Origin of the sequence: Streptomyces sp. NPDC059832 (genome assembly GCF_042731715.1) — a bacterium.
In the GTDB taxonomy this organism is placed as follows: Bacteria; Actinomycetota; Actinomycetes; order Streptomycetales; family Streptomycetaceae; genus Streptomyces.
In genome coordinates, this window is the sequence record NZ_JBHWIY010000007.1 from 253,788 (window position 1) to 275,406 (window position 21,619).

A 21,619-nucleotide genomic window follows, 5' to 3' on the forward strand; every position below is an offset into this window, starting at 1 on the left:
GACCACGGTCACCGGCCCAGCGCCGCCATCGCGGCGTTGTGGCCGGGTACCCCGCTGACCCCGCCGCCGCGCACCGCGCCGGCCCCGCACAGCAGCACATTGTCGTGCGCCGTCTCCACTCCCCACCGGCCGGTGGACTCCGTGGTGTACGGGAAGGCGAGGTCCCGGTGGAAGATGTGGCCGCCGGGCAGCCGCAGATCCCGCTCCAGGTCGAGCGGGGTCTTCGCCTCGATGCACGGCTCGCCGTGCTCGTCGCGTGCCAGGCAGTCGGTGATCGGCTCCTCCAGGTGCGCGTCGAGTTCGGCGAGCGTCGCCGCCAGCAGCTCGGCCCGCGTCGCCGCGTTGTCGGCGGCGAAGAGCCGGGCGGGGGTGTGCAGGCCGAACAGGGTGAGGGTCTGGTAGCCGCGGGCGGCGAGGTCCGGGCCGAGGATCGACGGGTCGGTCAGCGAGTGGCAGTAGATCTCGGACGGCGGGGCGGCGGGCAGCCGGCCCGCCGCGGCGTCCCGGTAGGCGTCGGCGAGCTGCCCGTACCCCTCGGCGATGTGGAACGTTCCGGCGAAGGCCTCACGCGGGTCGACGGAGCGGTCACGCAGCCGGGGCAGCCGGGTGAGCAGCATGTTCACCTTCAGCTGCGCGCCCTCGGCCGGGGCGGGCGGTTCGTCCCCGAGGAGGGCGGCGAGCGCCTGCGGCGAGGCGTTGACGAGGACCTTGCGGGCCGCGACGACCTGTTCCGCCCCGGGTGAGCGTACGGTGACCTCGGCCCGTGTCCCGTCGGTGTCGATCCGGGTCGCCTCGTGCCGGACCCGGATCTCCGCCCCGGCCTCTCGGGCGGCGCGGGCGAGGGCGTCGGTGAGCGCGCCCATGCCGCCGACGGGGACGTCCCAGTCGCCGGTGCCGCCGCCGATGACGTGGTAGAGGAAGCAGCGGTTCTGGAGCAGCGACGGATCGTGCGCGTCGGCGAAGGTGCCGATCAGGGCATCGGTGAGGACGACTCCGCGTACGAGGTCGTCGGTGAAGTTCTTCTCGACGGCGACACCGATGGGCTCCTCGAAGAGCGTCCGCCAGGCCTCCGGGTCGTCGATCCGCTCGCGCAGGACGTCGCGGCCGGGCAGCGGCTCGGTGAGGGTCGGGAAGGCCCGTTCGGCGACGCGCCGGGTCATGCCGTAGAACCGCTGCCACGCCGCGTACTCCCGGTCGGAGCCGGTGAGCGCGGCGAAGGAGTCCCGGGTGCGGTCCCCGCCGACGAGCAGCCCGGTGGCACGGCCGCCGCGCACGGTCGGGGTGTACGAGGAGACGGTCCGCTTCCGTACGGCGAAGTCCAGTCCGAGATCACGGACGATCTTGGGCGGGAGCAGGGAGACCAGGTACGAGTAGCGTGACAGACGGGCGTCGACCCCGCCGAAGGGGCGGGTCGAGACGGCCGCTCCCCCGGTGATGGCCAGGCGCTCCAGGACCAGGACGGACTGTCCGGCGCGGGCGAGGTAGGCGGCGGCGACCAGACCGTTGTGGCCGCCGCCCACGATCACTGCGTCATAGCTGTCGGGTGCGGGCATGACCCTTCGTAGCACGGCAGGATCGCCCCTGGCCAGAGGCCGTGGTGCCCGGTCAGTGCGGCGACGCCCGCTGCCCGCGGCGCACCGCCGCGACCTGCCGGTACAGCTCGACGGCCTCCGTCCCGCGGCCGAGCTGCTCCAGGCAGTGCGCCTCGTCGTTGCGCGCGGCGAGGGCGTCGGGGTGGTCGGCGCCCAGGAGCCGCTCGCGGGCCGCTCCAACCGTGCGGTAGACGGTGAGGGCGTCGGCCCAGCGGCCGAGCCAGCCGAGGCCGACGGCGACCTCGCGGCGGCTGACGAGGGTGTCGGGGTGGTCGGGTCCCAGGACGCGTTCGCGGATCGCGCACACGTCGCGGGCTTCGGCGAGCGCGTCCTCCCAGCGGGCGAGGCGCCCCAGGTTGACGCCGAGGCCGTGGCGGGCGCGGAGCGTCTCGGGGTCGGTGGGGCCGCCCACCCTGGTCCGGTCCTCCACCAGGACGCGGTACAGCTCCAGGGCTTCCGCGCTGCGGCCCAGGCGGCCCAGGCTGATGCCGACCTCGTAGCGGGCGGAGAGCGTGTCGGGGTGGTCGGCGCCGAGCGACCTCGACCGGCACCGTGCGACCTCCAGGTACGTCTGCAGGGCCTCCGTCCAGCGCCCCAGCCTGCCCAGCGTGTACGCCACCTCGTAGAGCGTGACCAGGGTGTCGGGGTGGTCGGCGCCGAGCAGCCGGCTGCGGGCCGACGCCACCTCCCTGGCCATCCGGTACGAGTCCTCCAGGCGGCCGAGCCTGCTGAGGTTGAAGGCGAGGTTGTGGCGGCAGCGCAGGGTGTCGGGGTGGTCGGGGCCCATCGAGCGTTCCCGGGAGGCGAGAACCGCGGCGTACACCTGATGCGCCTCGAAGTGCCGGCCCAGCCGGCCCAGCACGAATGCCGTCTCCTGGCGGGCGGCCAGGGTCTCCGGATGGTCGGGGCCCAGGCTGCGCTCGCGGCCCCGGGCGACGCGGTCGAACTCCCGCAGGGCGTCCGAGGCGCGTCCGGTCCGGCTGAGGGTGAAGCCGATCTCGTACCGGCTGGAAAGGGTGTCGGGGTGGTCGGGGCCGAGGGCGTGCTCGCGTTCGGCGGCGACCGCGCGGTGCACCTCGCCGGCCTCCTCCCAGTGGCCGAGCCGGCCCAGGTCGAGTCCCGCGCTGTGGCGGCTGGCGAGGAGGGACAGCAGCTCCGGCGACGGGGTCGGGCGCTCGGCCCTGACCGGTGGCAGTTCGCCGGTGAGGCTGCGCAGGTCGGTGCCGGTGGTCCATTCGCCGGTGAGACCGGCGGAGTGGTCGGGCGGGGCGAGCCCGGGGTGGGTGCCGGTCGCCTTGTGCCCGGTGGTCATGCCGCGGGTCCAGGCCGGCAGCTGCTGCCCGGGGAGTACGACGGGAACGGGCGGTGCGAGCGGTACCGGCCCGGTGGGCGGCAGGTGAGGCTGCTCGCCGGTGCGGCCGGCGGCGATCCGCCGGCGCAGGTCGCCCGCGTCGACGGGCCGCTCCTCGGGGGTCTTGGCGAGCAGTTCCAGTACGACGCGGTCGAAGAAGCCCGGGAGCTCGGCCCGGTGGGTGCGCAGCGGCCGGGGCTGGGTGTCGCGGTGTCCGACGAGGACGGCCCAGGCGTCGTCGAGGTCGAACGGCGGTGCTCCGGTGGCGATCTCGTACAGCACGCAGCCCAGTGAGTAGAGGTCGCTGCGGTGGTCGACCTGGCCGCCGCTGATCTGCTCGGGCGACATGTAGTGCGGGGTGCCCATGGCGATGCCGGTGCCGGTGAGTCGGGAGCTGAAGCCGATGTCGTGGCCGAGCCTGGCGATACCGAAGTCGCAGATCTTCACCGTGCCGTCGGCCAGCCGCATGATGTTGGCGGGCTTGAGGTCGCGGTGCACGATGCCCTGCTGGTGGGTGTAGCCGAGGGCGTCGGCGACCTGTTCGGCGATGTCGACGACATCGGGCACCGGCAGTGGGTGCTGTTTGTTGTCCTCCAGGAGCTGGCTGAGATTGCGGCCGTCGAGGAGTTCCATGACCAGGTAGAGGACGCCTTCGTGCTCGCCGAAGTCGTGGACGACGGTGACGCCGCGGTGCTGGAGCGCGGCGGCGACCCGGGCCTCGCGGCGGAAGCGTTCACGCAGGACGCGGGTGAAGGACTGATCGTGCTGGGGCCCCATCGGCTTGAGGCATTTGACGGCGACATGACGGCCGAGCGACTCGTCGCGGGCGCGCCACACCTCGCCCATGCCTCCGCGCCCGATCAGATCGAGCAGTCGGTACCGGCTCTGGATCAGCCTGGTGTCCGCCATCGCCTGCTGTCGCCCCCGTCGTTACGCCTGTTTCCGCGCCCTCCCCGGCCCGTCCAGTATGGCGGCCCGGCTGCGCAGTTTGTACGGGGTGGGGCGGCTGCCGGGACCGAGCCGGGCCATCGCGTTCAGAATGTGACCGGGCGGCAGCTGCCAGCGGAGCCGGGCGGGGATGCAGCGCAGCGTGGTTCCCGCGGTGCGCAGGCGGCGGTCGACGGTGTGCGCCGGGGCGGCGGGTCTGCCGTAGAGCTCATGGGCGTACGGGGGCAGCGACTGGTAGGCGAGTGCCGCGACGCGCCGCCACAGCAGTGCCCGCGCCGGAACGAGCAGCGGGTGGACGGGGGGCCGGCGCAGGAAGTCGTCGACGTCCAGCGCGTCCGCGGACGCGGCAAGTCGGGGACGCACCCGCTCGAAGTAGGCGGCGAGTTGTGCGGTGGTGGCCGGCACGTCGGCGGGGTCGAGGCCGACGAGGCGGGCGCTGTGGCGGTGTTCGTCGATGTAGCGGTCGGCCTGGGCGTCGGTGAGCGGGAAGCCCGAGCGGCGTTCGACCTGGAGGTAGGAGTCGACCTCCGCACAGTGCACCCAGAGCAGCAGTTCCGGCTCGTCGACCCCGTAGGTCTCCCCGGTCTCCGGGTCGGTGGCCTTGATGAGCCGGTGGATCCTGCGGACCCGGGCACCGGCCTGTTCGGCGGCCTCGGTGGTGCCGTAGGTGATCGTGCCGACGAAGCCGGCCGTACGCATCAGCCGCCCCCAGGCGTCCTTGCGGAAGTCGGAGTTCTGCATCACGCCGCGTACGGCTCGCGGGTGCAGCGCCTGGAGGTAGAGCGCCCGCACTCCGGCGATCCACATCATGGGGTCGCCGTGCATCTGCCAGGTGACGGATTCGGGCCCGAAGAGCCCCGGGTCGGCGTCCACCATGCTGTTCGTACCTCCCGCTCGGCGACGTACGTACGCGAAGGATACGTGCGGACGCCGACACCTCCCATGGCTCCCGCGGGGGGTGCCGGGACGGTCCACTGCGGCGTTCACGGGGCCTACGGGACAGCCCTTAGGGCGACCTCCATGGCCGATTCGAGCGAATTACGTCCTTCGGCGCCGCTCGTGGGCGTCGGGGAGGAGCACTTTCTCGTCGATCCCCTCACCCGTGAAGTCGTGCCGTACGCGGGCGATGTGGTGCGGGCGGCCGACGTCCCGGTGACGGCCGAGGAGAGCGCCCTGCTGGCCGTGCTGGTGCGGGCGCTGACCATCACCGCCCTGCGGGCCGACGCCGGGGCGACCCCGGCCCCGAACCGTCCGCCGAACTGCTGCGGGCGGCGTGCTGGCGAGCGGCGCGCGACGGACTGCACGGCGAGACCATGGATCCGCGCACGGGGCGGCTGTCACCGGCCGACAGCCAGGTCCCGTCCCTGCTGCGCCACATCGGCCCCGCTCTGGAGGAGACCGGCGACCGGGAGACCGCCGTCGCGCTGCTCCGCCGGCTGACGGCCACCGGCACGGGCGCCGACCGGCAGCGCGCCGTCCACGCGCGCCGCGGTTCGCTTCTCGACGTCGTGGACGCGCTGGTGGCGCAGTCCCCGGCCGTCGGGCTGCGCCGCCCCCGGGCGGCCGGACCGGCGGCGCCGGCTTTCCGGACCGGCTCCGTGCGGTCGCCCGGATTGCGGTCGCCCGGATCAGGTGTGGGGGACGACGGCGACGGGGCAGCGCGCGTGATGGATGGCGGCCTGGGCGACGGATCCCAGGTGTGATGCCGGGGCGGGGTGGTGCTTGCGCCGGCCGACAACCAGCAGCCCGGCGCCCTGGGCGGCGCCCACGACGGCCTTGGCGGGGCTTTCGAGAACGATGCCGTCGTCCACCTCCACGTGCGGGAACCTGTCCCGCCAGGGGCGGAGGATCTGATCGAGTTGCTTCCGCGCGTCCAGAGCGATTTCTTCCGCCACGTCGTGATCCACGCCCCAGGGCGTGTACGCGGCCACCGGCAGGCTCTGGCCGTTGACGGCGCGAAGGGGCACGCCTCGCGCCGCAGCGGTGGTGAAGGCGAATTCGAGGAGGTGGTCGCAGGAGCCGTGCAGTTTCAGTGCCACCACGACACCGCCCTCCGCAGCCGGTGCGGGCGCGGGGTGCGGCCCCCGTCCGCCCGTCCCGGCGCGTACCAGCACCACCGGCCCTTCGGCCCGTGCCACGATGGGCATGCTGATGTCTCCGAGGAAGTAGCTCTCGACGGGCACGAGTCCGCGCGAACCGAGGACGGTCATCTCGGACTCCGCCGCCGCTCGCAGCAGCGCGTGCTGGGCGTCGTCGGCGACCAGGCTGCCGACGACGGGAAGGCCGGGGTGGCGCTTCTGGAGCTCCGCCCGCGCCTTGTGCACGATCCGCCTCGCCCAGTAGTTCTGATCCATCTCCGCCGGGACGTGGGCCGGCTCCGGCACCAGCAGCGGCCACGCGTGCAGGAGGCGCAGCGTGAGCTTGCGCCGCTCGGCTTCGTCGGCGGCCCAACGAGCGGCGGCAAGGCTCTCGGGTGAGCCGTCGAGGCCCACGGTGACGACTGGCTCCATGGCGACTGTCTCCGTCTCGTGAGTCCCGTGCGGCCTCGTGCAGGCCGCAATGACGGCGAGCGGAGCCGCCTGCCCGGCCTGCTGTCGTCCTTGTGCGTCCGGCCGTGATCGGCCGGACGGGGTGAGCGGCCGTCGATGGTGCGAGCATCCGCGCCGGAGAGCCGATCACGGCTTCTTCTCATTCGAGAAGTACCGCAAATCTCCTGATGCCGCATGCCGACCCGGGTGCGGCAGAACCCGTGCGGCCGGGGATTCCCGCACGGCTCTGCCCCAATGCCTCACGGGCCGGTGGCTGCGGGAAGTCCGGACGTCGTCGGTGCGGTGGGCGACGGGCCGAGCGGATCGGGACCGGTCGGCCCCGAGCGGCCCAGGCGGGCCGCCCCGGCTCGCCGGTGGGCCGACGGGCCCGGTGCCGCTCGGCCCCGCGGGATCACCGCATCCCATCCCGTGCGACGGCACGTCACGCGTGGCACGTTGGGTACAGCGACATGATGAGGAAACGGCGGCGACCATGCGAGCTCACCTCGGCGATCAGCTTGTTGTCGAAAGCCCGGCCACCGGCGCCGGCAGGCGCGACGGCGAGATCGTCGGCCTGCACCACGAGGACGGAACCCCTCCCTACGACGTGCACTGGTCGGACACCGGGCAGGTGACGCTCGTGTTCCCCGGGCCCGACGCCCATGTCCGTCACGTCGGGGACAAACCACCCCCGCCGGCCATGGTGGCCGGGGACGGTACCGGGTCCGCCGGGGCCCGGCCCGACGGGGCATCCAACCCCGGCGACATCGGTCGGCGCTTGGCCATGGAGCGCGAGCGACAGGGGCTCAGCCGCGCAGAAACGGCCCACCGCGCCCGCATGGCGCCGGACTACCTGGCCTACCTCGAACAACGACCGGCCGACCCGAGTCCGGCGAGTCTCATCAGCCTGGCCGACGTGCTCGGCACCACCGTGGAGGCCCTGCGCGGAGGCGGCATCGATCTGCCACCCGGCCGGGGCCGGGCGCCCCTGCATCCCCGACTGGAGGACCTGACCCCCGACGAATGCCGCGCCCGGCTCTCCACGCACGGCGTGGGACGCATCGCGGTGTCGGAACCCGACGGCCCGGCGGTCTATCCGGTGAACTACGAGGTCATCGATGACACGATCGCTTTCCGGACCACGCCCGACCTGGCGCCCGTGAGAGGCGGGGGAACAGATGTCGCATTCGAGGTCGACCACGTGGACGAGGCCATGAGCCAGGGCTGGAGCGTGCTTGCCGTGGGCCCGGCCCGGATCGTCACGGAGCCCGACACCCTGCGGCGGCTTGCCGAGGGCGCCCACACCACGCCCTGGGCGGGGGGCGACCTCACGACGTGGGTGTCGATCCGGCCCACGCGCCTCACCGGGCGGCGCATCGGTCCGGCCTGATCGGTGAACCGACCGGCAGCGGACCGCCGCCGGTCCGGTGGCCTCCCAGGCCACGATCCGGTCCTGACCGCACAGTGGTCCCGGCAGCCCGCTCGGCGCTGACACTTGACTTCGGGGGTGGTCTCCTCCGTAACGTCGTCCCATGTCGGACGAGAAGAGCTCGGGCACGCCCGGAAAACTGCCGCGCTCGCTGTACGAGCGGGAGCTGTACCGGCTCCAGACCGAGCTGGTGAAGCTTCAGGAGTGGGTACGCGCCGAAGGCGCCCGGCTCGTCGTGGTGTTCGAGGGACGTGACGCGGCGGGCAAGGGCAGCACCATCAAGCGCGTCACCGAGCACCTCAATCCCCGAGTGGCACGTATCGTCGCGCTGCCGCGGCCCACCGAGCGCGAGCGCGGCCAGTGGTACTTCCAGCGCTATGTCGAGCACCTTCCGGCGGCGGGGGAAGTGGTCCTGTTCGACCGGAGCTGGTACAACCGCGCCGGCGTCGAGCGCGTCATGGATTTCTGCACCATGGAGGAGCACCAGCGGTTCCTTCGCCAGTGCCCGATCTTCGAGCGCATGCTGGTGGAGGACGGCATTCTGCTGCGCAAGTACTGGTTCTCGGTCAGTGACGCGGTGCAGCAGGAGCGGTTCCGGCGCCGGCTGCGGGATCCCACACGCCGGTGGAAGCTCTCGCCGATGGACCTGGAGTCGATCACCCGCTGGGAGGCCTATTCGCGGGCGAAGGACGACATGTTCATCCATACCGACATCTCGGAGGCGCCGTGGTACGTCGTCGAGAGCGACGACAAGCGCCGGGCCCGGCTGAACATGATCGCCCATCTCCTGTCGACCGTGCCGTACGAGACGGTCGCTCCGCCGGTGATCGAACTGCCCCCGCGGCCTCCGGCCACCGGGTACCAACGGCCGCCGAGAAGCCTGCAGACGTACGTGCCCGACCACGCCTCGCGGCTCGGGAAGTGAGGCGAGGCGGGACTCGCACGATCGGGCCGCGAGAGGTACGACGGCCACCGGGCCGCTCCGGCCGGACACAAAACGTTCGGCCCTCGTCGTGGACCGGCTGGACCGCACGCACGATGTGCTCCTCGGCAACGGCAGGACGGGCGTCGAATGTGCGCGTCGCCGCCCCGGCGCCCGGTTGGCCCATGAGGCGCGTCGGGCGATAGTGGAGGGACCGGGCAGCCCGGTCACACCCGCGATCGGGCAAAAAGGGTGACTCGGCCGGCAGGGCCGCGGAGTGCTCCGGGATCGCAGAGCCTGCCCTCCCGGGGCCGGACGGGCCCGCGGCAGGGCCGGACGGCCCATGTCCGCGTACCGACTGCCCGGCGATGCTGACACCGGAGACCACAGAGGAGGCCGCCGATGAACGCTTCTCCGACTCGCATCACGGCAGCTCTGCCCGCCGAGTACCGTGCCCGTCTGATGGGGATCGGGCAGGAGGTCAATTTCGCCCAGGGAACCCGTCTTTTCCAGGAAGGGGATCACGCGGACCGCTTCTGGATCCTGCGCTCGGGCACCGTCACCCTGGACATCCGCGTGCCGGGCAGTGTCCCGGCAGCGATCGAGAGCCTGGGTTCCGGCGAACTGGTCGGCTGGGCCTGGCTGTTCAAGCCCTACATCTGGCACCTCGGGGCAGAGGCGATGACCCCTGTCCGTACCCATGAGTTCGACGCGGAGACGGTGCGCACGATGATGGCCGCGGATCCCGCCTTCGGTTCGGCCATCGGCCATTGGGTCGGTGAGGTCCTCGCCCACCGGTTGCAGGCCACCCGGATCCGTCTGCTCGATCTCTACGCCCCTCATGGCAGCGGTGGGTTCATGTGAGTGCGCCGTCGTGCCACCACCCAGGAGTCATGCCCGAGGAGCACCCATGGCCGCGTCCCCGTACACCGTCGATGACGTCATGACCCACACGGCCGTGGCCATCGGTCGCGATGCCTCGTACAAGGAGATCGTCGAGCTGATGCATCGGTGGCGGGTCAGCGCCGTGCCGGTCCTCGAAGGCGAGGGCCGCGTCGTCGGGGTCGTCTCCGAGGCGGACCTGCTGCCGAAGGAGGAGTTCCGGCAGGACGACCCGACGCTGCCCGGCCAGTTGGAGGAGGCGTCCAAAGCCGACGCCGTGCTGGCCGAGGAGCTGATGTCGAGTCCGGCCGTCACCGTTCACGCCGACGCCACCCTTGCCGAGGCCGCCCGCATCATGGTGCGCAAGCGAGTGAAACGACTGCCCGTCGTGAACGATCTCGGCATGCTGGAGGGCGTGGTGAGCCGCAGCGACCTCCTGAAGGTGTTCCTGCGCCCGGACGAGGAGATCGGCGAGGAGATCCGATCCGCTGTCATCGCCGAAATGTCCCCTCCGCATCAGGTGGAATGCACTGTGCTGGACGGTGTCGTCACTGTTCGAGGGCCTGTCCGGGACCGTGCTCTGGTGCCACTGCTGGCGAGGGCCATCCGCGCGGTCGAAGGCGTCGTGGACGTACGCATGGAGCTTGACTGAAGCGACCCGGAGGGCGGCTTCCCGGGTCGCCCGGAGCATGCGGACCGGCCCGGACGGCAGCTCGACCGCGACCGAGCCGTCCGCCGCACTCCGCCGTACGCGGATGCTGTGTACGCAGTTGCCGTACGCGGATCCAGCCCCGCCGGGCACCTCGCGGCGGGTCAGCCGGGCACGAGCACGGCGGCGCCGCTGACCCGGTCGGCGGCCAGGTCCGTCAGCGCCCGGTCGGCACGGCTCAGCGGATACGGGCTGACGGTGACCCGTATGCCGATCCGCGCGGCCGTGTCCAGGAAGTCGCGTCCGTCCTGCCGGGTGTTGGCGGTGACGCTGCGCAGATTCCGCTCCTGGAAGAGGTGGCGGCGGTAATCGAGCACGGGGATGTCGGTGAGATGGATGCCCGCGACGGCGAGCGTTCCCGAACGGTCCAGTGCCTCCAGTGCCACGGGCACCAGATCACCTACCGGTGCGAACAGGATCGCGGAATCCAGTGGTTCGGGCGGGCGGTCGTAGGCGCCGCTCACCGAGGAGGCGCCCAGGTCGAGGGCGAGTTCGCGGGCGCGTGCCGAACGGGTCAGCACGTGCACCCTCGCTCCTTCGGCCAGGGCGACCTGCGCCGCCAGATGGGCCGAGGCCCCGAAGCCGTAGATCCCGAGCCGGCCGCCGGGCGGCAGGGCGCTGCGGCGCAGAGCCCGGTAGCCGATGATCCCGGCACACAGCAACGGCGCCAGCAGCGCGGCGTCCTGGTCGTCCGGGAGCCGGTAGGCGTAGTCCCCCGGAACGAGGGTGACATCGGCGAAACCGCCGTCCGCGTCCCAGCCGGTGTAGAGGGAGGCCGGGCAGAGGTTCTCGCGACCGGCCCGGCAGTAGCGGCAGTGGCCGCAGGTATTGCGCAGCCACGCCCCACCGGCTCGGTCGCCGACCCGGAACCCCGTGACGGACGCGCCGACGGCGGTCACGCGGCCGACGATCTCATGGCCGGGAACGGTCGACGCCCGGTGCGGGCGCAGGTCGCCTTCGGCAAGGTGCAGGTCCGTGCGGCAGACGCCGCACGCCTCCACGCTCAGCAACAGCTCACCGGGCCCCGGCGAGGGCACGGCACGCCGCACGGGCACCAGTGGGCCGTCCGCGATCGGACCAGGACTCTGAACAGCCCACCCGGTCAGCACGTTCGAAGCCGGTGTCCCGACCATGTTCCCAGCCTGGCGCCGGCCGACGGGCCCGGCAAACGCAGGCCGGGCAAGCCGGCTCGGCAGGACTGCGCCGCCATGGCGCCGATGTGGTCGTCACCGACCCCGGCGAGCTGCTGCCCCCGGAGAGGATCGAGGCCAGGACCCGGAAGGGTCAGCCCGGCCGTGCACCAGGCTGCCGAGGGGCGAACCGTGACCGGTGCGAGCCAGGTAGTGGTAGCCGACCGTCACCCCGGCACCGGCCCTCGACGGGCGCCTCTGATCAAGTGATCCCTTTGATCAATCGGTCAAGAATGAGGAACGAGGACGACCGGGCAGTGCGCGTGGTGCAGGACAGCATGCGTCACGCGGCCGAGTGGCGAGCCGACGGGGTGGGAACGCCGACGTGATCCGATGACGATCAGGTCGGCGTCGGCGGTCGCTGCCACCAGCACCTCGGGGACGGACCCGGCACGAACGACGTGTTCGGTCACCGTGAGGTCCGGGAAGTCCTTGCGTACGGGCGCGACGAGCCGGGCCGTCGCGGTCGCCCGATCCGCGGCAAGCCGGTCCACACCGTCGAACATCGTCGCCATGCTGCCGACGTTCTCGAGGAGGACCCATGTGCTGAGCACCCGGAGCGAGACACCTTCCCGGGCGGCCAGAGCGGCGGCGACGCGCAGCGTTTCCTGGTCACGCTCGTCCCGGACGGCGGCCAGCACGACACCTGCCGGTTCACGGTCCTCACCGCCAGGCACGACGACCACCGGGACCTGGGAGCGCGCGGCCACCCGGAGCGAGTCCGAACCGACCAGCAGGAACGCGAATCCGCCGCGTCCACGGGAGCCCACGACGATCGTGGCATCGGAACCGGCTGCGGCGAGCAGGCATGCTGTCGTCTCGTTCTCGCACACGGCTGTCGTCACGGGGACGCCGGGAGCAAGTCGGCGTACGAGTGCGGCAGCCTCTTCCAGCACACCTTCCGCGAAGCCGTCGATCCGCTGGATATCCTCCCGGGAGAGATACAGACCTCCGTGGCTCGTCCCGGTGGCGTACACGATCCGCAGCGGCCCACTGCGAGCAGCGGCCTCTCCCGCGGCCCACCGCACGGCCCGCGTCGCATGGTCGGAACCATCGGTGCCGACCACGACCGGTCCCGTCACGGTCACGCTTGATCGAGTGCTGTCCATGGTCTCTCCTCGGTCTCTCCTCGAAGTCATGAGTGCCGATCCGCCGGCGTCTTCGCAACCGCTCGGACGGCTCGGCCTCCACCTCGTCCCGCTCCGTCTCCCACCCCGGCACCTGATGCCGTCATCCAAGCGTGGTCCGGATCGGTACCGTGGCGCCAGCCGACCCCGTGCCTGCGGGCAGGAGCGGAGGCCATCGTCCTGTCTGCGCCGTGCGGCCCGCGGCATGGGCCGGCCCGGGGCCGGGTGTCGTCCGCCGGGGAAGGCCGCCCGTCTTGTGACGAGGATCGATACATGGCACTAGCTGATGTTCCTGACCTGTAGTGATCCCAAGTAGCTTCAGCACCTCGGAGGCCGGAATCAGAGAGATACGTGGCATATCCGCCGGGTCCGGGGCAGGTGGTGCTTCCCCGGTCATGCCGCAGGTGTACACATCACCGGCCGGCAGATCGCCCTGCGCGGCCCGTACCAGGCAATGATGCGGGGCGGTATCGACGGTGCGGCCCTGTCACGATCACGTTGTCGGCGCACAAGAACCAGGCGAGCCAGGGCCACGACATCTCTCCGGACTCCGTCGAAGGGAAGCGCTGAGGCGTGTCGTCACACTTCCGTCGTGGCCCTGACTGTATTCAGCGGTCATGGACCGACCGAGGCCGTTGTCAGCCGCGAGTGACCTGCAGGCTGCACGTGACCTCCGCGTCGGGCATGACGCCGTTGTTGCGCGCGGTGATCGTGAACCGCTTGGTGCCCGGGGCGGTGGGGACTCCGGTGATGCCGCCGGTGTCCTTGTTCAGGCTCAGTCCGGCGGGCAGCGCGCCAGATGTGACCTCGTACCGGACCGTACGGGGCGAGCTAGAGGTGACCTTGAACGCGTACAGCTCACCCACGCGGCCGTTGGCCGGCTCCGGTGTCGTGAAACCGGGCTTCGGCGCCCGCACCGGCTGAGCCCGGCCGACCGGACTGCCGGACGAGTCCAGCTCCTGCAGCGACCACTCCTCCCCCTCGGCCATCTCGCTCAGGTGCCAGTTCTTCTTCTCGTCGGTCATGAGCTGCTGCTGGGCGGGCGTGAAGGCGCCGGCCTCGATGGCGGAGTTCCAGATCCGTACCGCGGTGAGGACCTCTGCGGTGTTGGATCCCTTGGCGAGACTGTCCGTGCTCGTCTCGAACCAGCCGAAGTTCGCGCCGATCGACGCGCCGAGGGCCAGGTTGTGCTCGACGCCGAGCGTGCTCGTGCCTCCACCGATCGGCAGTGAACCACCCATGGCGGGCAGGAAGTTGGCCCGGTAGAAGTTGTTGTTCCTGATCACCTGCGCGTAGTTGGAGTCGGACCAGCCGATGCCGCCCCAGCTGATCCGCGACTGGGCGAACCACGAGTTGGACGACGGGTTGGACGCCTCGCAGATGAAACCGTCCTGGGAGTCGAGCCGGCGACAGATCCCGTTGACCAGGTGAGCGAAGCCCTGGCCGCGCCAGCCGCTCCAGGACACCTCCTCCAGCCCGTCGTACGAGATGCTCCGGACGCCGGTGGTGTTGGCCATCGTGGCAAGGCGGGTGGCGATCTCGTCGATGACCGGCAGGTCGCCTCGTGCACCGCCGTACTGGTTCTCGCTGACCCGGGTGGCGTCGGCCCCGGCGGGGTGGGCCGCCGCCGCCGATCCCCACTGCGCCCGGCTGATGCCGGTGAACTGCCACTCGCCGGCGCCGGCCTGCGTCACACCGGAGTATGTGAGGAACTCGTCGCCGATGCGCAGCCGGCGGCCGATGACGTGACCGCCGCCGCCGGAGTCTCCGTCGGCGTACAGGGTCGTGTCCGACGCGGCCAGAGCGCGGGTCAGCTGCACGGTCGCGCCGACCGTGAGCCGCATGTCGGCCGGTGCGGGAGAGATGTACGGGTCATCGGCCTGGATGAAGTTGGACAGGGTGTGCACGCCGACCCGCATGCCGCCCGCGGCGGCGGTCGCCACCAGTTGAGCCGCGGCGGCGTCCGAGCCGCCGAAGCCGCTGTTGAACCGGTAGTGCCCCGTCGACTTCCAGGGACCGGCTGCGCCCTGCACGGAGTAGACGTTCTTGATGCCCGCCTGCTTCGCGAACTTCATGGCGTCGGAGAGGTTCGAGGTGCCGAGGGACGACAGGGCCAGGAACGGCTGCCGGGTCGCCCGGGACGTCTTCTGCCACTGCCCGTCGATGGTCGGGTACGGCAGGTGCTCGCCCTGCGCGATCTGGCTGAGCACGGTGAGCACGAGATCAGGGGTGCTGCCGTACACGGCCAGCTTCGATCCGAGGATCCGGCCTTCGAAGCCCGGCAGCGGGCCGATCCGGATGCCGTCCTCGCGGGTCCGTACGGTGCTGTAGTCGTAGGAGTAGGCGCGCAGAATGCTGCCCCACGATGTCTTCGCCGCGGCGCCCCACTCGTTCTGCGTCCCGGCCTCCCCGTACGGCTTCGACTGCACCTCCGAGCCGAACCCGTACGCGTCGAACTCCTTGGGCCAGCCGCCGACGGTCTTGTCGTTGAGCGGGGTGATGCCGAGGGCGAAGCCGCTGTCGCGGACCACACCGACGGCCTCTCCGACGGTGTCGGTGACGCTGGTGGTCAGCGGCCCCCACAGCAGGGTCCGCACGTCCACGCCCGCTGCGGCGTCCAGACCGACGACCTCAAGCGTCGCGTACGTCGCGTGGTTGACGACCTTGACCTCGACCGTCGCCTGGTCGCCGCTGAACACCAGCATGTGCCGGTCCTGCCGGGAGACCCTCACCTGGGTGGGGGTGTCCTGGTGTCCGTCGCCCAGGACGACGGACACCAGGGGGAGCGACTTGCCCGCCGGCAAATGGTCGGTTCCCGTGCGTATGTCCTTCAGTTCGACGACCCGGCCCGCCGGGTCGAGACCCAGCGACAGGAATCCCGCCCTGATCCGTAACGGGCGGCCGGCCTGTTCCGTAAACGCCGGCCCTGCTGCTGCCGCCGGCTGGGCGAGGGCCGGCGTCGCGATCAGCGCCAGCGAACTGACACCGCCAGCGATCAGGAAGTTTCTTCTGTCCACAATTCCTCCAAATCGACATGTGTCGATATGTCTCGTGCTCTACGTGGAGGGTGCAATCGGTTGTGCAGTGGTGCCGACCGGCGCCGTCACCGGCCGGCACCACGTCTCAGCGGCGCAGCAGGTTCGTCGCCGGGCTCGCGGCCCGGACCTCGATGCGCCGGAGCGAATAGCCGAAGGACGACGTGCGCTTGATGCCCTGCATGCGGATGTACCGGCCCGACACGGGAGCGAAGGTGAGATCGTCCACGCGGGCGCCTGCGGGCTTGTCCCGGACGGCGGCGGCTGTCTTCCAGTTCGACCCGTCGTCGGAGACCTGGATGCCGTAGTCCTTTGCGGACGCCGTCTCCCAGTCGAGCAGGACGCGGCGGACCGTCTGTACCTGGCCCAGGTCCACCTGGATCCATTCGCCGTCACGGTAGGCACTGGCCCAGCGGCTCACCGGGTCACCGTCAGTGGCGTTCTCCGGTCCCAGGCTGGGCACTTCGGACGACGACGCGGTGGTCGGCCGGTGCAGCGCCAGATCCGCTGCGTCGAAGACGCGCATGCTCCACAGCGCGAAGCCGTCCTGCTTGCGGGCGGCTTCGGTGCCGACGAGACGCACGTACCGGGCGGTGACCGGCTCGAAGGTGAGCGTGTCGGATCCCGCGGACGCGCGGTCCGTGCGGTGGGCGACCGTGGTCCAGGTCGTGCCGTTGCCGGACACCTGGATCGCGTAATCACGGCCGTGTGCGGGCGCCCAGTCCAGGTCGGCCTTGGTGACGGTCTGGGGGCGGCCGAGGTCCACGCGGAGCCAGGCGTGATCTCCCGGGCCGCTCTGCCACTTGGTGGTGCTCACCCCGTCGAACGCCGCGTCGGCCGTGCCCGCGGACGCGGACGCCGGCTTGCCCGCACTCAGCTCGCTGTTGGCCGGGGTGGCGAGTGTCGTGGCGACCTCGGTCAGCCCCGTACCCACGCCGAGCTTGCGCACGGTCGACATGAAATCGCTGTACGGGACACCCGAGTTGGCGCCGCTCCACATCTTCTGCGCGAGGACCCCGAAGGTGGGCTCGACCAGCTCGTGCACGTCGAGTTCGGTGTAGCTGGACTTGGTCAGGTCGTTCCACACCGAGGACATGGCGCCGAGGAGTTGGGGGTCCTTCGGTGCGACGCTCTGGCCGTCGGGGAAGACGTTGGGTTCCCAGTTGTCGTAGAGGTACTTACCGTCCAGGCCGTGGCCGTGGTAGTAGCTCGCGAACGGGACGATGTAGAGCAGGGCGTCGTTGGTGTTGATGAACGAATAGCCGTCCTTCTCGGCGGCCTGCGGGCCGTACCACGAGTTGTTCCAGCTGTTGAGGGTGACGTCGCGGTCGAAGCCCTCGGTGTTCGACGTCATCAGGGACAGGCTGCCCCAGGCGCGCGGATGCTTGCCGAGCGTGCGGATGTGGGCGGCGATCTCGTTGAAGTAGCTCTTGTAGCGGGGCTTGTCCGACCGGTACTCGTCGGCGCCGAAGTGCACGTCCGGGCCGCGGAACCACGGCGTGAACTCGTCGAACACCGACTTCATGAACGCGGTGGTCTCCGGCTTGGACAGGTCCAGGTGGTCGGAGTCGCCGTTGTTGAGACCCAGGGATGGCTTGAACCGGATGAACGCGAGCGAATGGGCGGGGGCGTCGAACTCGGGGACGAGCGTGACGCCGTTGGCGGCTGCGGTGTCCTCGAAGGAGTCCCAGTCGTGCCGGCCGTACGCCCCGTCCTTCGAGGCCAGGCCGGACAGCGCGGGGTTGTCGGTCTTGAGCCGGAAGCCGGCCTGGGCCTCGCTCCAGGGCCGGTCGCCCTTGAACCCGTTGTCGTTGAGGTGGATCTGGAACTCATTGAGCTTGAACCAGCCCATGAGGCGGATGTAGTCGCGGATGAAGTCCGCGGTGAAGAAGCGCCGCCCGACATCCAGCGTGAAGCCCCGCACCTTGTAGTTCGGCCAGTCCACGGCAGTGCCCACGGGGACGGAGTCACGGCCGTCGCCGAGCAGCAGGATCTGCAGGAGCGTACGGGTGCCGTAGTAGACGCCCTTCGCGGTCGGCGCGGTGATCCGCACGTTCTCGCCGGTGACCGTGAAGGTGTAGCCCTCTTCCTTGAACCGGGCGCTGTCCACCGCTTCGGGCAGGGTGGGATCGACCGAAAGCACGATGTCGCCGCTGTGCGGGTGGCGCGGCGACAGGGCCGGCTTGCGCCCCGTGACCTGCTCGATCTCGTCGGGGAGGGTGGCGAGTTGATCGCGCAGACGGTCGCGGTGCGCTCCGGCGAACACGATGCGGCTGTGCCGGCCCAGCTCGAAGAATCCGGTGCGGCCCTGCCACTTCTGGAGGGCGGGCACCACTGCGGGCTCTGCGTTGACCAGGTCGGGGGCGGCGCTCGCCGGTGTCGCGGGAGCGGCGAGGGCGAGCAAGGAGAGCATTGACGCGAGAAGGCACAGCAGCTGTCCTGGACGCACTCTCATGTAACGCTCCAAGCGTTCTCGATGGATTCGTTCCTGGAGGTTCGTGCGGGTGACGCGACGGGGAGCAGGTGCCGGCCGTGCCGTGCCCCGACCGAGGCCGGGGCACGGCACGGCAGCGGTCACGGCCGGGTCGTCATCTTGTAGGTGGTCTTCGCGTCGGCGATGATCCCGCCGTTCCTTGCCGTGATGGTGAACTTGCTGGTGCCGGTGGCGGTCGGGATTCCGGTGATGCCGCCGGTGTCCTGGTTGAGGGTCAGGCCGCGCGGGAGGCGGCCGTCGGTGACCTCGTAGCGGATGGTCCGCGGAGTCGTCGAGGTCACCTTGAAGGCGTACAGCTTTCCGACCCGGGCGTCCGCCGGCTCCGACGTGGCGAAGCCCGGTGTCGGGGCCTTGATCGACTGCGGGTCACCGATCGGCTGACCGGACGTGTCCATCTCCTGCAGCGTCCACTCGGCGTCCGGCGTGACCTCGCTCAGGTGCCAGTGCCTGCTCGCGACGCCCAGCTGCTTCTTCTGCTCGGCAGTGAACGCGCCGGATGCGCGCGCGGACTCCCACATCCGGACGGCGGCGAGCAGCACGGCGGTGTTCTGCCCGGACTGGAGGCTGCTCACGCTGGTCTCGAAGTTGATGCCGGCGTCGAGGGATGCCGCGTGCGCCAGGGTGTCCTCGATCTTCTGCAGGCCGTCGCCGCCCGAGAGCCCCTGCTGGCCCATCATCCCGGGCAGGTAGTTCGCCCGGTAGAAGGTGTTGCTGCGGATGATCTGGGCGTAGCTCGTGGGGCCGATCTCACCCCAGCTCGCCCTGGACTGGGCGTCCCAGGTGTTCGACGCGAGGTTGCTGCACTCGGTGATGAAGTTCTTGGTGGTGACCTGCCGGTGGACGCCGTTGACGAGCCGTGCGAAGCCGTAGCCGCCCCAGCCGTTGTAGCCGGTGCCTTCAAGCCCGTCGTAGGACGTGGCGTGGACGCCGCTGGTGTTGTAGGCGGTGGCCAGCCGGGTCGCGATCTCGTCGGTGATCGGCAGACCGGCCAGCGCGCCGCCGTAGCCGTTCTGGATGAGCCGGGCGACGCTGGTACCGGCCGGGTAGTCCTTGGCGGCCGAGGACCACTGTGCCCGGCTCAGGCCGCTGACCTGCCACTCGGTGTTGCTGACCTTGGTGACGGAACCGTAGGTGATGAACTCGTCGCCGATGCGCAACCGTTGACCGTCGACGCCGGAGGCCAGCAGGCCGTTGGCATCCACGTACAGCGTGGTGTCCGACCCGGCCAGCGGGCGGGTGAGCCGGGCGGAGCCGCCCACCGCGAGCCGTGGATCGGCCGGCGCCTTCACGTACGGGTCGTTGGCATCGATGAAGGTGGACAGGGTGTGCACTCCGACCTCGATGCCCTCCTTCGCCGCTGCGGCCACCAACTGGGCGGCCGCCGCGTCCGATCCGCCGAAGGAGCCGTTGAACTGGTAGTGCCCGTGCGACACCCACGGCCCGTTGCCGCTGATCGCGTAGATGTTCCGCACCCCGGCCTGCACGGCGAGCTTGGCGGCCGCTGTGACGGTGCCCGTGTTGAGGTCGTGGACCCAGAAGTGGGTCTGCGAGGTGCGCTGGGCCGCCTTCTGCCACTGGCCGTCCAGGGTGGGGTACGCCTGGTCGTGCTCCTTGGCGATCTGGCTGAGCACGGTCAGGGCGAGATCCGGCGCACTGCCGAACAGGGCGATCTTCGACCCGACGATCCGGCCCTCGGGCGCGGGCAGCGGGCCGAGCGGCATCTCGTAACCATTGGTGCGCTGCCGGACCCGTGCCTTGCTGTAGTCGTAGGTGGTGGCGCGCAGGACGCTGCCCCACGTGGTCTTCGCGGCGACGTTGCTCGCCAGCCACTCGTCCTTCACACCGGTCTGCAGGCCGTACGGATTCCATACGAGGTCAGGGCCGAACCCGTACGCCAGATGCTCGTTCGGCCACCCGCCCACCGTCTTGTCGTTCAGCGGCCGGACCCCCATGACGAAATCGGAGTTGGCGACCACACCGACCGTCTCACCGATGGTGTCGTCGAGCATCGTCGGCAGCGGACCCCACAGCAGCGTCTGCACATCCACACCCGAGGCGGCCGTCAGGCCGACGACTTCAAGTGTGGAATGCGTGGGAAACCCGACGGCCTCTACCTGGATCGTCACGCTCTCGCCGACGAACTCCAGGACCTGCCGGTGGTGCGCCCGGTCACGCGACACGACCCGCACCTTCGCGGGAACCACGTGCTTGCCGTCGGCCACCACGCTGACCAGCGGCACAGGGGTGTCCTTGGCCAGGTGGTCGGTGCCGTCACGCAGGTCCACCAGGCTGTCCACGTACCCGGAGCCGCTGATGCCCACCGACAGGAAGCCCGCCCCGATCCGCAGCGACGAGGACGTCTTGGTCCTGGCCGTTCGCGCGGCATGCGCGGGGCCGGCGGCCATGGCCACGGCCGTGGCCGAACTCAAGCCGCTGGCAACCAGAAAGCGACGCCTGTCCACATGTCCTCCTAGGTGAAGTGACTCTCGATGACGCGCGGGATCGCTGGTCGACTGCCCGCGAACAGCTCATAGGGGCGCAAGGCCGGCAAACGTCGAGCGACGAACGAAGTCACCTGGATAGTTCGTATTCTTCAACGAAGATGGTTCGCGCTGTTCCGAGGAGCGGGATCGGCGGACGGCCGTGAGCCGGAGAGCCCATAGGCCTGCCCGTGCAGGGAAGTGCGCTTGCTTCTCCTGTGTAACTACCGCAGCACAAGTGCGGTCTAGCGTGCACGGCACGGAAGTGGCCGTCAAGGCTTAGTTCGGATCTATTCCCGGTGACGCGGGTGCTCCGCAGGGCGGTCCGAGCACCCCTGTACGGGCGGCCAGGGAGGTATCTTGGGGGCCCAGCACTTGGCATTCGTGATGGCATGCATCGGATACATGGAGCAACATGACTGGATCTTCCCGGCCCGCGTCCACGGCATCGGAGACGGAGACTGAGGCGGCTCCCTACCGCCCCGGCTACGAGGTCGCGGCGGAGCGCATCCTGGAGTACGTCGCCCGGCAGGGGATGGGGCCCGGCGACCGGCTGCCGACGGAGAAGGATCTGGCGGCCGAAGTGGACATGAGCAGGACGGTGGTGCGAGAGGGCGTCAAGATCCTCTCGGCCCTCGGGAGGCTCTCGGTGGAGAAGGGGCGCGGCATCTTCGTGGCGCATCCCAGGAACGACCTGTGGTCCGACACGTTCTCCCGGTTCCTGCCGACCGACCCGAGCCGCGTCGGTGAACTGTTCGAGTTCCGGCGCTTCACCGAGGCCGAGACCAGCGGGCTCGCGGCCGCGCGGGCCACACCGGTTCAGCTCAGGGCGATCCGCGAGGCGGCGCAGGGGCTGGCGGGGGGGAGAAAAAGCAGAAAACCACAACCATTTCGGCGGGGCCGGGCGGGGGTTCCCCACGAAAACGGGGGAG

General features: G+C 70.7%; 15 protein-coding genes. 6 read left to right on the top strand and 9 right to left on the bottom strand.

What is annotated here, in order from left to right:
* Nucleotides 1-8: 8 nt before the first annotated feature.
* From ACFV8T_RS15430 to ACFV8T_RS15440, 3 genes are read right to left on the bottom strand one after another with little or no spacing between them, the layout of a single operon-like run.
* The gene (locus ACFV8T_RS15430) at nucleotides 9-1,553 is read right to left on the bottom strand and encodes a phytoene desaturase family protein (protein ID WP_385327720.1); all 1,545 of its coding nucleotides are present in this window, start codon (nucleotides 1,551-1,553) and stop codon (nucleotides 9-11) included.
* A 52-nt stretch (nucleotides 1,554-1,605) separates the two neighbouring features.
* Nucleotides 1,606-3,852, bottom strand: coding sequence for a tetratricopeptide repeat protein (locus ACFV8T_RS15435; protein WP_385327721.1), 2,247 nt, complete (start codon nucleotides 3,850-3,852; stop codon nucleotides 1,606-1,608).
* A gap of 21 nt (nucleotides 3,853-3,873) precedes the next feature.
* Nucleotides 3,874-4,767, bottom strand: a complete 894-nt coding sequence (locus ACFV8T_RS15440; protein WP_385327723.1) for an oxygenase MpaB family protein — start codon at nucleotides 4,765-4,767, stop codon at nucleotides 3,874-3,876.
* Between the two features lie 437 nt (nucleotides 4,768-5,204).
* Between ACFV8T_RS15440 and ACFV8T_RS15445 the strand changes: the two genes are divergently transcribed.
* On the top strand, nucleotides 5,205-5,594 hold the full coding sequence (locus tag ACFV8T_RS15445) for a hypothetical protein (protein ID WP_385327725.1): 390 nt from the start codon (nucleotides 5,205-5,207) through the stop codon (nucleotides 5,592-5,594).
* Here the strand turns inward: ACFV8T_RS15445 and ACFV8T_RS15450 are convergent.
* On the bottom strand, nucleotides 5,520-6,401 hold the full coding sequence (locus ACFV8T_RS15450; RefSeq protein WP_385327726.1) for a universal stress protein: 882 nt from the start codon (nucleotides 6,399-6,401) through the stop codon (nucleotides 5,520-5,522). The two genes, ACFV8T_RS15445 and ACFV8T_RS15450, sit on opposite strands and share 75 nt — an antisense overlap.
* A 511-nt stretch (nucleotides 6,402-6,912) precedes the next feature.
* Between ACFV8T_RS15450 and ACFV8T_RS15455 the strand changes: the two genes are divergently transcribed.
* The 4 genes from ACFV8T_RS15455 to ACFV8T_RS15470 all read left to right on the top strand — a co-directional run bounded on the left by ACFV8T_RS15455 (nucleotide 6,913) and on the right by ACFV8T_RS15470 (nucleotide 10,304).
* A complete protein-coding gene (locus tag ACFV8T_RS15455; protein ID WP_385327727.1) occupies nucleotides 6,913-7,809 on the top strand; it encodes a DUF1918 domain-containing protein in 897 nt (298 codons plus the stop codon).
* Between the two features lie 142 nt (nucleotides 7,810-7,951).
* Nucleotides 7,952-8,773, top strand: coding sequence for a polyphosphate kinase 2 (gene ppk2, locus ACFV8T_RS15460; protein ID WP_266424005.1), 822 nt, complete (start codon nucleotides 7,952-7,954; stop codon nucleotides 8,771-8,773).
* A 399-nt stretch (nucleotides 8,774-9,172) separates the two neighbouring features.
* A complete protein-coding gene (locus tag ACFV8T_RS15465) occupies nucleotides 9,173-9,634 on the top strand; it encodes a cyclic nucleotide-binding domain-containing protein (RefSeq protein WP_385327728.1) in 462 nt (153 codons plus the stop codon).
* Nucleotides 9,635-9,680: 46 nt separating this feature from the next.
* Complete coding sequence (locus ACFV8T_RS15470; RefSeq protein WP_385327730.1) at nucleotides 9,681-10,304, top strand: CBS domain-containing protein; 624 nt, start codon at nucleotides 9,681-9,683, stop codon at nucleotides 10,302-10,304.
* Nucleotides 10,305-10,465: 161 nt separating this feature from the next.
* On the opposite strand, the gene ACFV8T_RS15475 is transcribed toward ACFV8T_RS15470, so the two are convergent.
* From ACFV8T_RS15475 to ACFV8T_RS15495, 5 genes are all read right to left on the bottom strand, one after another.
* Nucleotides 10,466-11,494 (bottom strand): zinc-binding alcohol dehydrogenase family protein, encoded by a 1,029-nt coding sequence (locus tag ACFV8T_RS15475; RefSeq protein ID WP_385327732.1) that lies wholly within the window; start codon nucleotides 11,492-11,494, stop codon nucleotides 10,466-10,468.
* A gap of 284 nt (nucleotides 11,495-11,778) precedes the next feature.
* The gene (locus ACFV8T_RS15480; RefSeq protein WP_385327733.1) at nucleotides 11,779-12,660 is read right to left on the bottom strand and encodes a universal stress protein; all 882 of its coding nucleotides are present in this window, start codon (nucleotides 12,658-12,660) and stop codon (nucleotides 11,779-11,781) included.
* A gap of 656 nt (nucleotides 12,661-13,316) precedes the next feature.
* On the bottom strand, nucleotides 13,317-15,695 hold the full coding sequence (locus ACFV8T_RS15485) for an Ig domain-containing protein (protein ID WP_385327735.1): 2,379 nt from the start codon (nucleotides 15,693-15,695) through the stop codon (nucleotides 13,317-13,319).
* 106 nt (nucleotides 15,696-15,801) lie between these two features.
* A complete protein-coding gene (locus ACFV8T_RS15490) occupies nucleotides 15,802-18,168 on the bottom strand; it encodes a discoidin domain-containing protein (RefSeq protein WP_385327737.1) in 2,367 nt (788 codons plus the stop codon).
* Nucleotides 18,169-18,287: 119 nt separating this feature from the next.
* Nucleotides 18,288-20,636, bottom strand: a complete 2,349-nt coding sequence (locus ACFV8T_RS15495; protein ID WP_385327739.1) for an Ig domain-containing protein — start codon at nucleotides 20,634-20,636, stop codon at nucleotides 18,288-18,290.
* Between the two features lie 466 nt (nucleotides 20,637-21,102).
* Between ACFV8T_RS15495 and ACFV8T_RS15500 the strand changes: the two genes are divergently transcribed.
* The coding region (locus ACFV8T_RS15500; protein WP_385327741.1) for a FadR/GntR family transcriptional regulator at nucleotides 21,103-21,619 on the top strand (517 nt) is incomplete at its 3' end.

Coding starts and splice junctions, on each gene's coding strand:
- ACFV8T_RS15430 (WP_385327720.1), bottom strand. CDS start 1,553: ATGCCCGCACCCGACAGCTATGACGCAGTGATCGTGGGCGGCGGCCAC.
- ACFV8T_RS15435 (WP_385327721.1), bottom strand. CDS start 3,852: ATGGCGGACACCAGGCTGATCCAGAGCCGGTACCGACTGCTCGATCTG.
- ACFV8T_RS15440 (WP_385327723.1), bottom strand. CDS start 4,767: ATGGTGGACGCCGACCCGGGGCTCTTCGGGCCCGAATCCGTCACCTGG.
- ACFV8T_RS15445 (WP_385327725.1), top strand. CDS start 5,205: ATGGATCCGCGCACGGGGCGGCTGTCACCGGCCGACAGCCAGGTCCCG.
- ACFV8T_RS15450 (WP_385327726.1), bottom strand. CDS start 6,401: ATGGAGCCAGTCGTCACCGTGGGCCTCGACGGCTCACCCGAGAGCCTT.
- ACFV8T_RS15455 (WP_385327727.1), top strand. CDS start 6,913: ATGCGAGCTCACCTCGGCGATCAGCTTGTTGTCGAAAGCCCGGCCACC.
- ppk2 (WP_266424005.1), top strand. CDS start 7,952: ATGTCGGACGAGAAGAGCTCGGGCACGCCCGGAAAACTGCCGCGCTCG.
- ACFV8T_RS15465 (WP_385327728.1), top strand. CDS start 9,173: ATGAACGCTTCTCCGACTCGCATCACGGCAGCTCTGCCCGCCGAGTAC.
- ACFV8T_RS15470 (WP_385327730.1), top strand. CDS start 9,681: ATGGCCGCGTCCCCGTACACCGTCGATGACGTCATGACCCACACGGCC.
- ACFV8T_RS15475 (WP_385327732.1), bottom strand. CDS start 11,494: ATGGTCGGGACACCGGCTTCGAACGTGCTGACCGGGTGGGCTGTTCAG.
- ACFV8T_RS15480 (WP_385327733.1), bottom strand. CDS start 12,660: ATGGACAGCACTCGATCAAGCGTGACCGTGACGGGACCGGTCGTGGTC.
- ACFV8T_RS15490 (WP_385327737.1), bottom strand. CDS start 18,168: ATGAGAGTGCGTCCAGGACAGCTGCTGTGCCTTCTCGCGTCAATGCTC.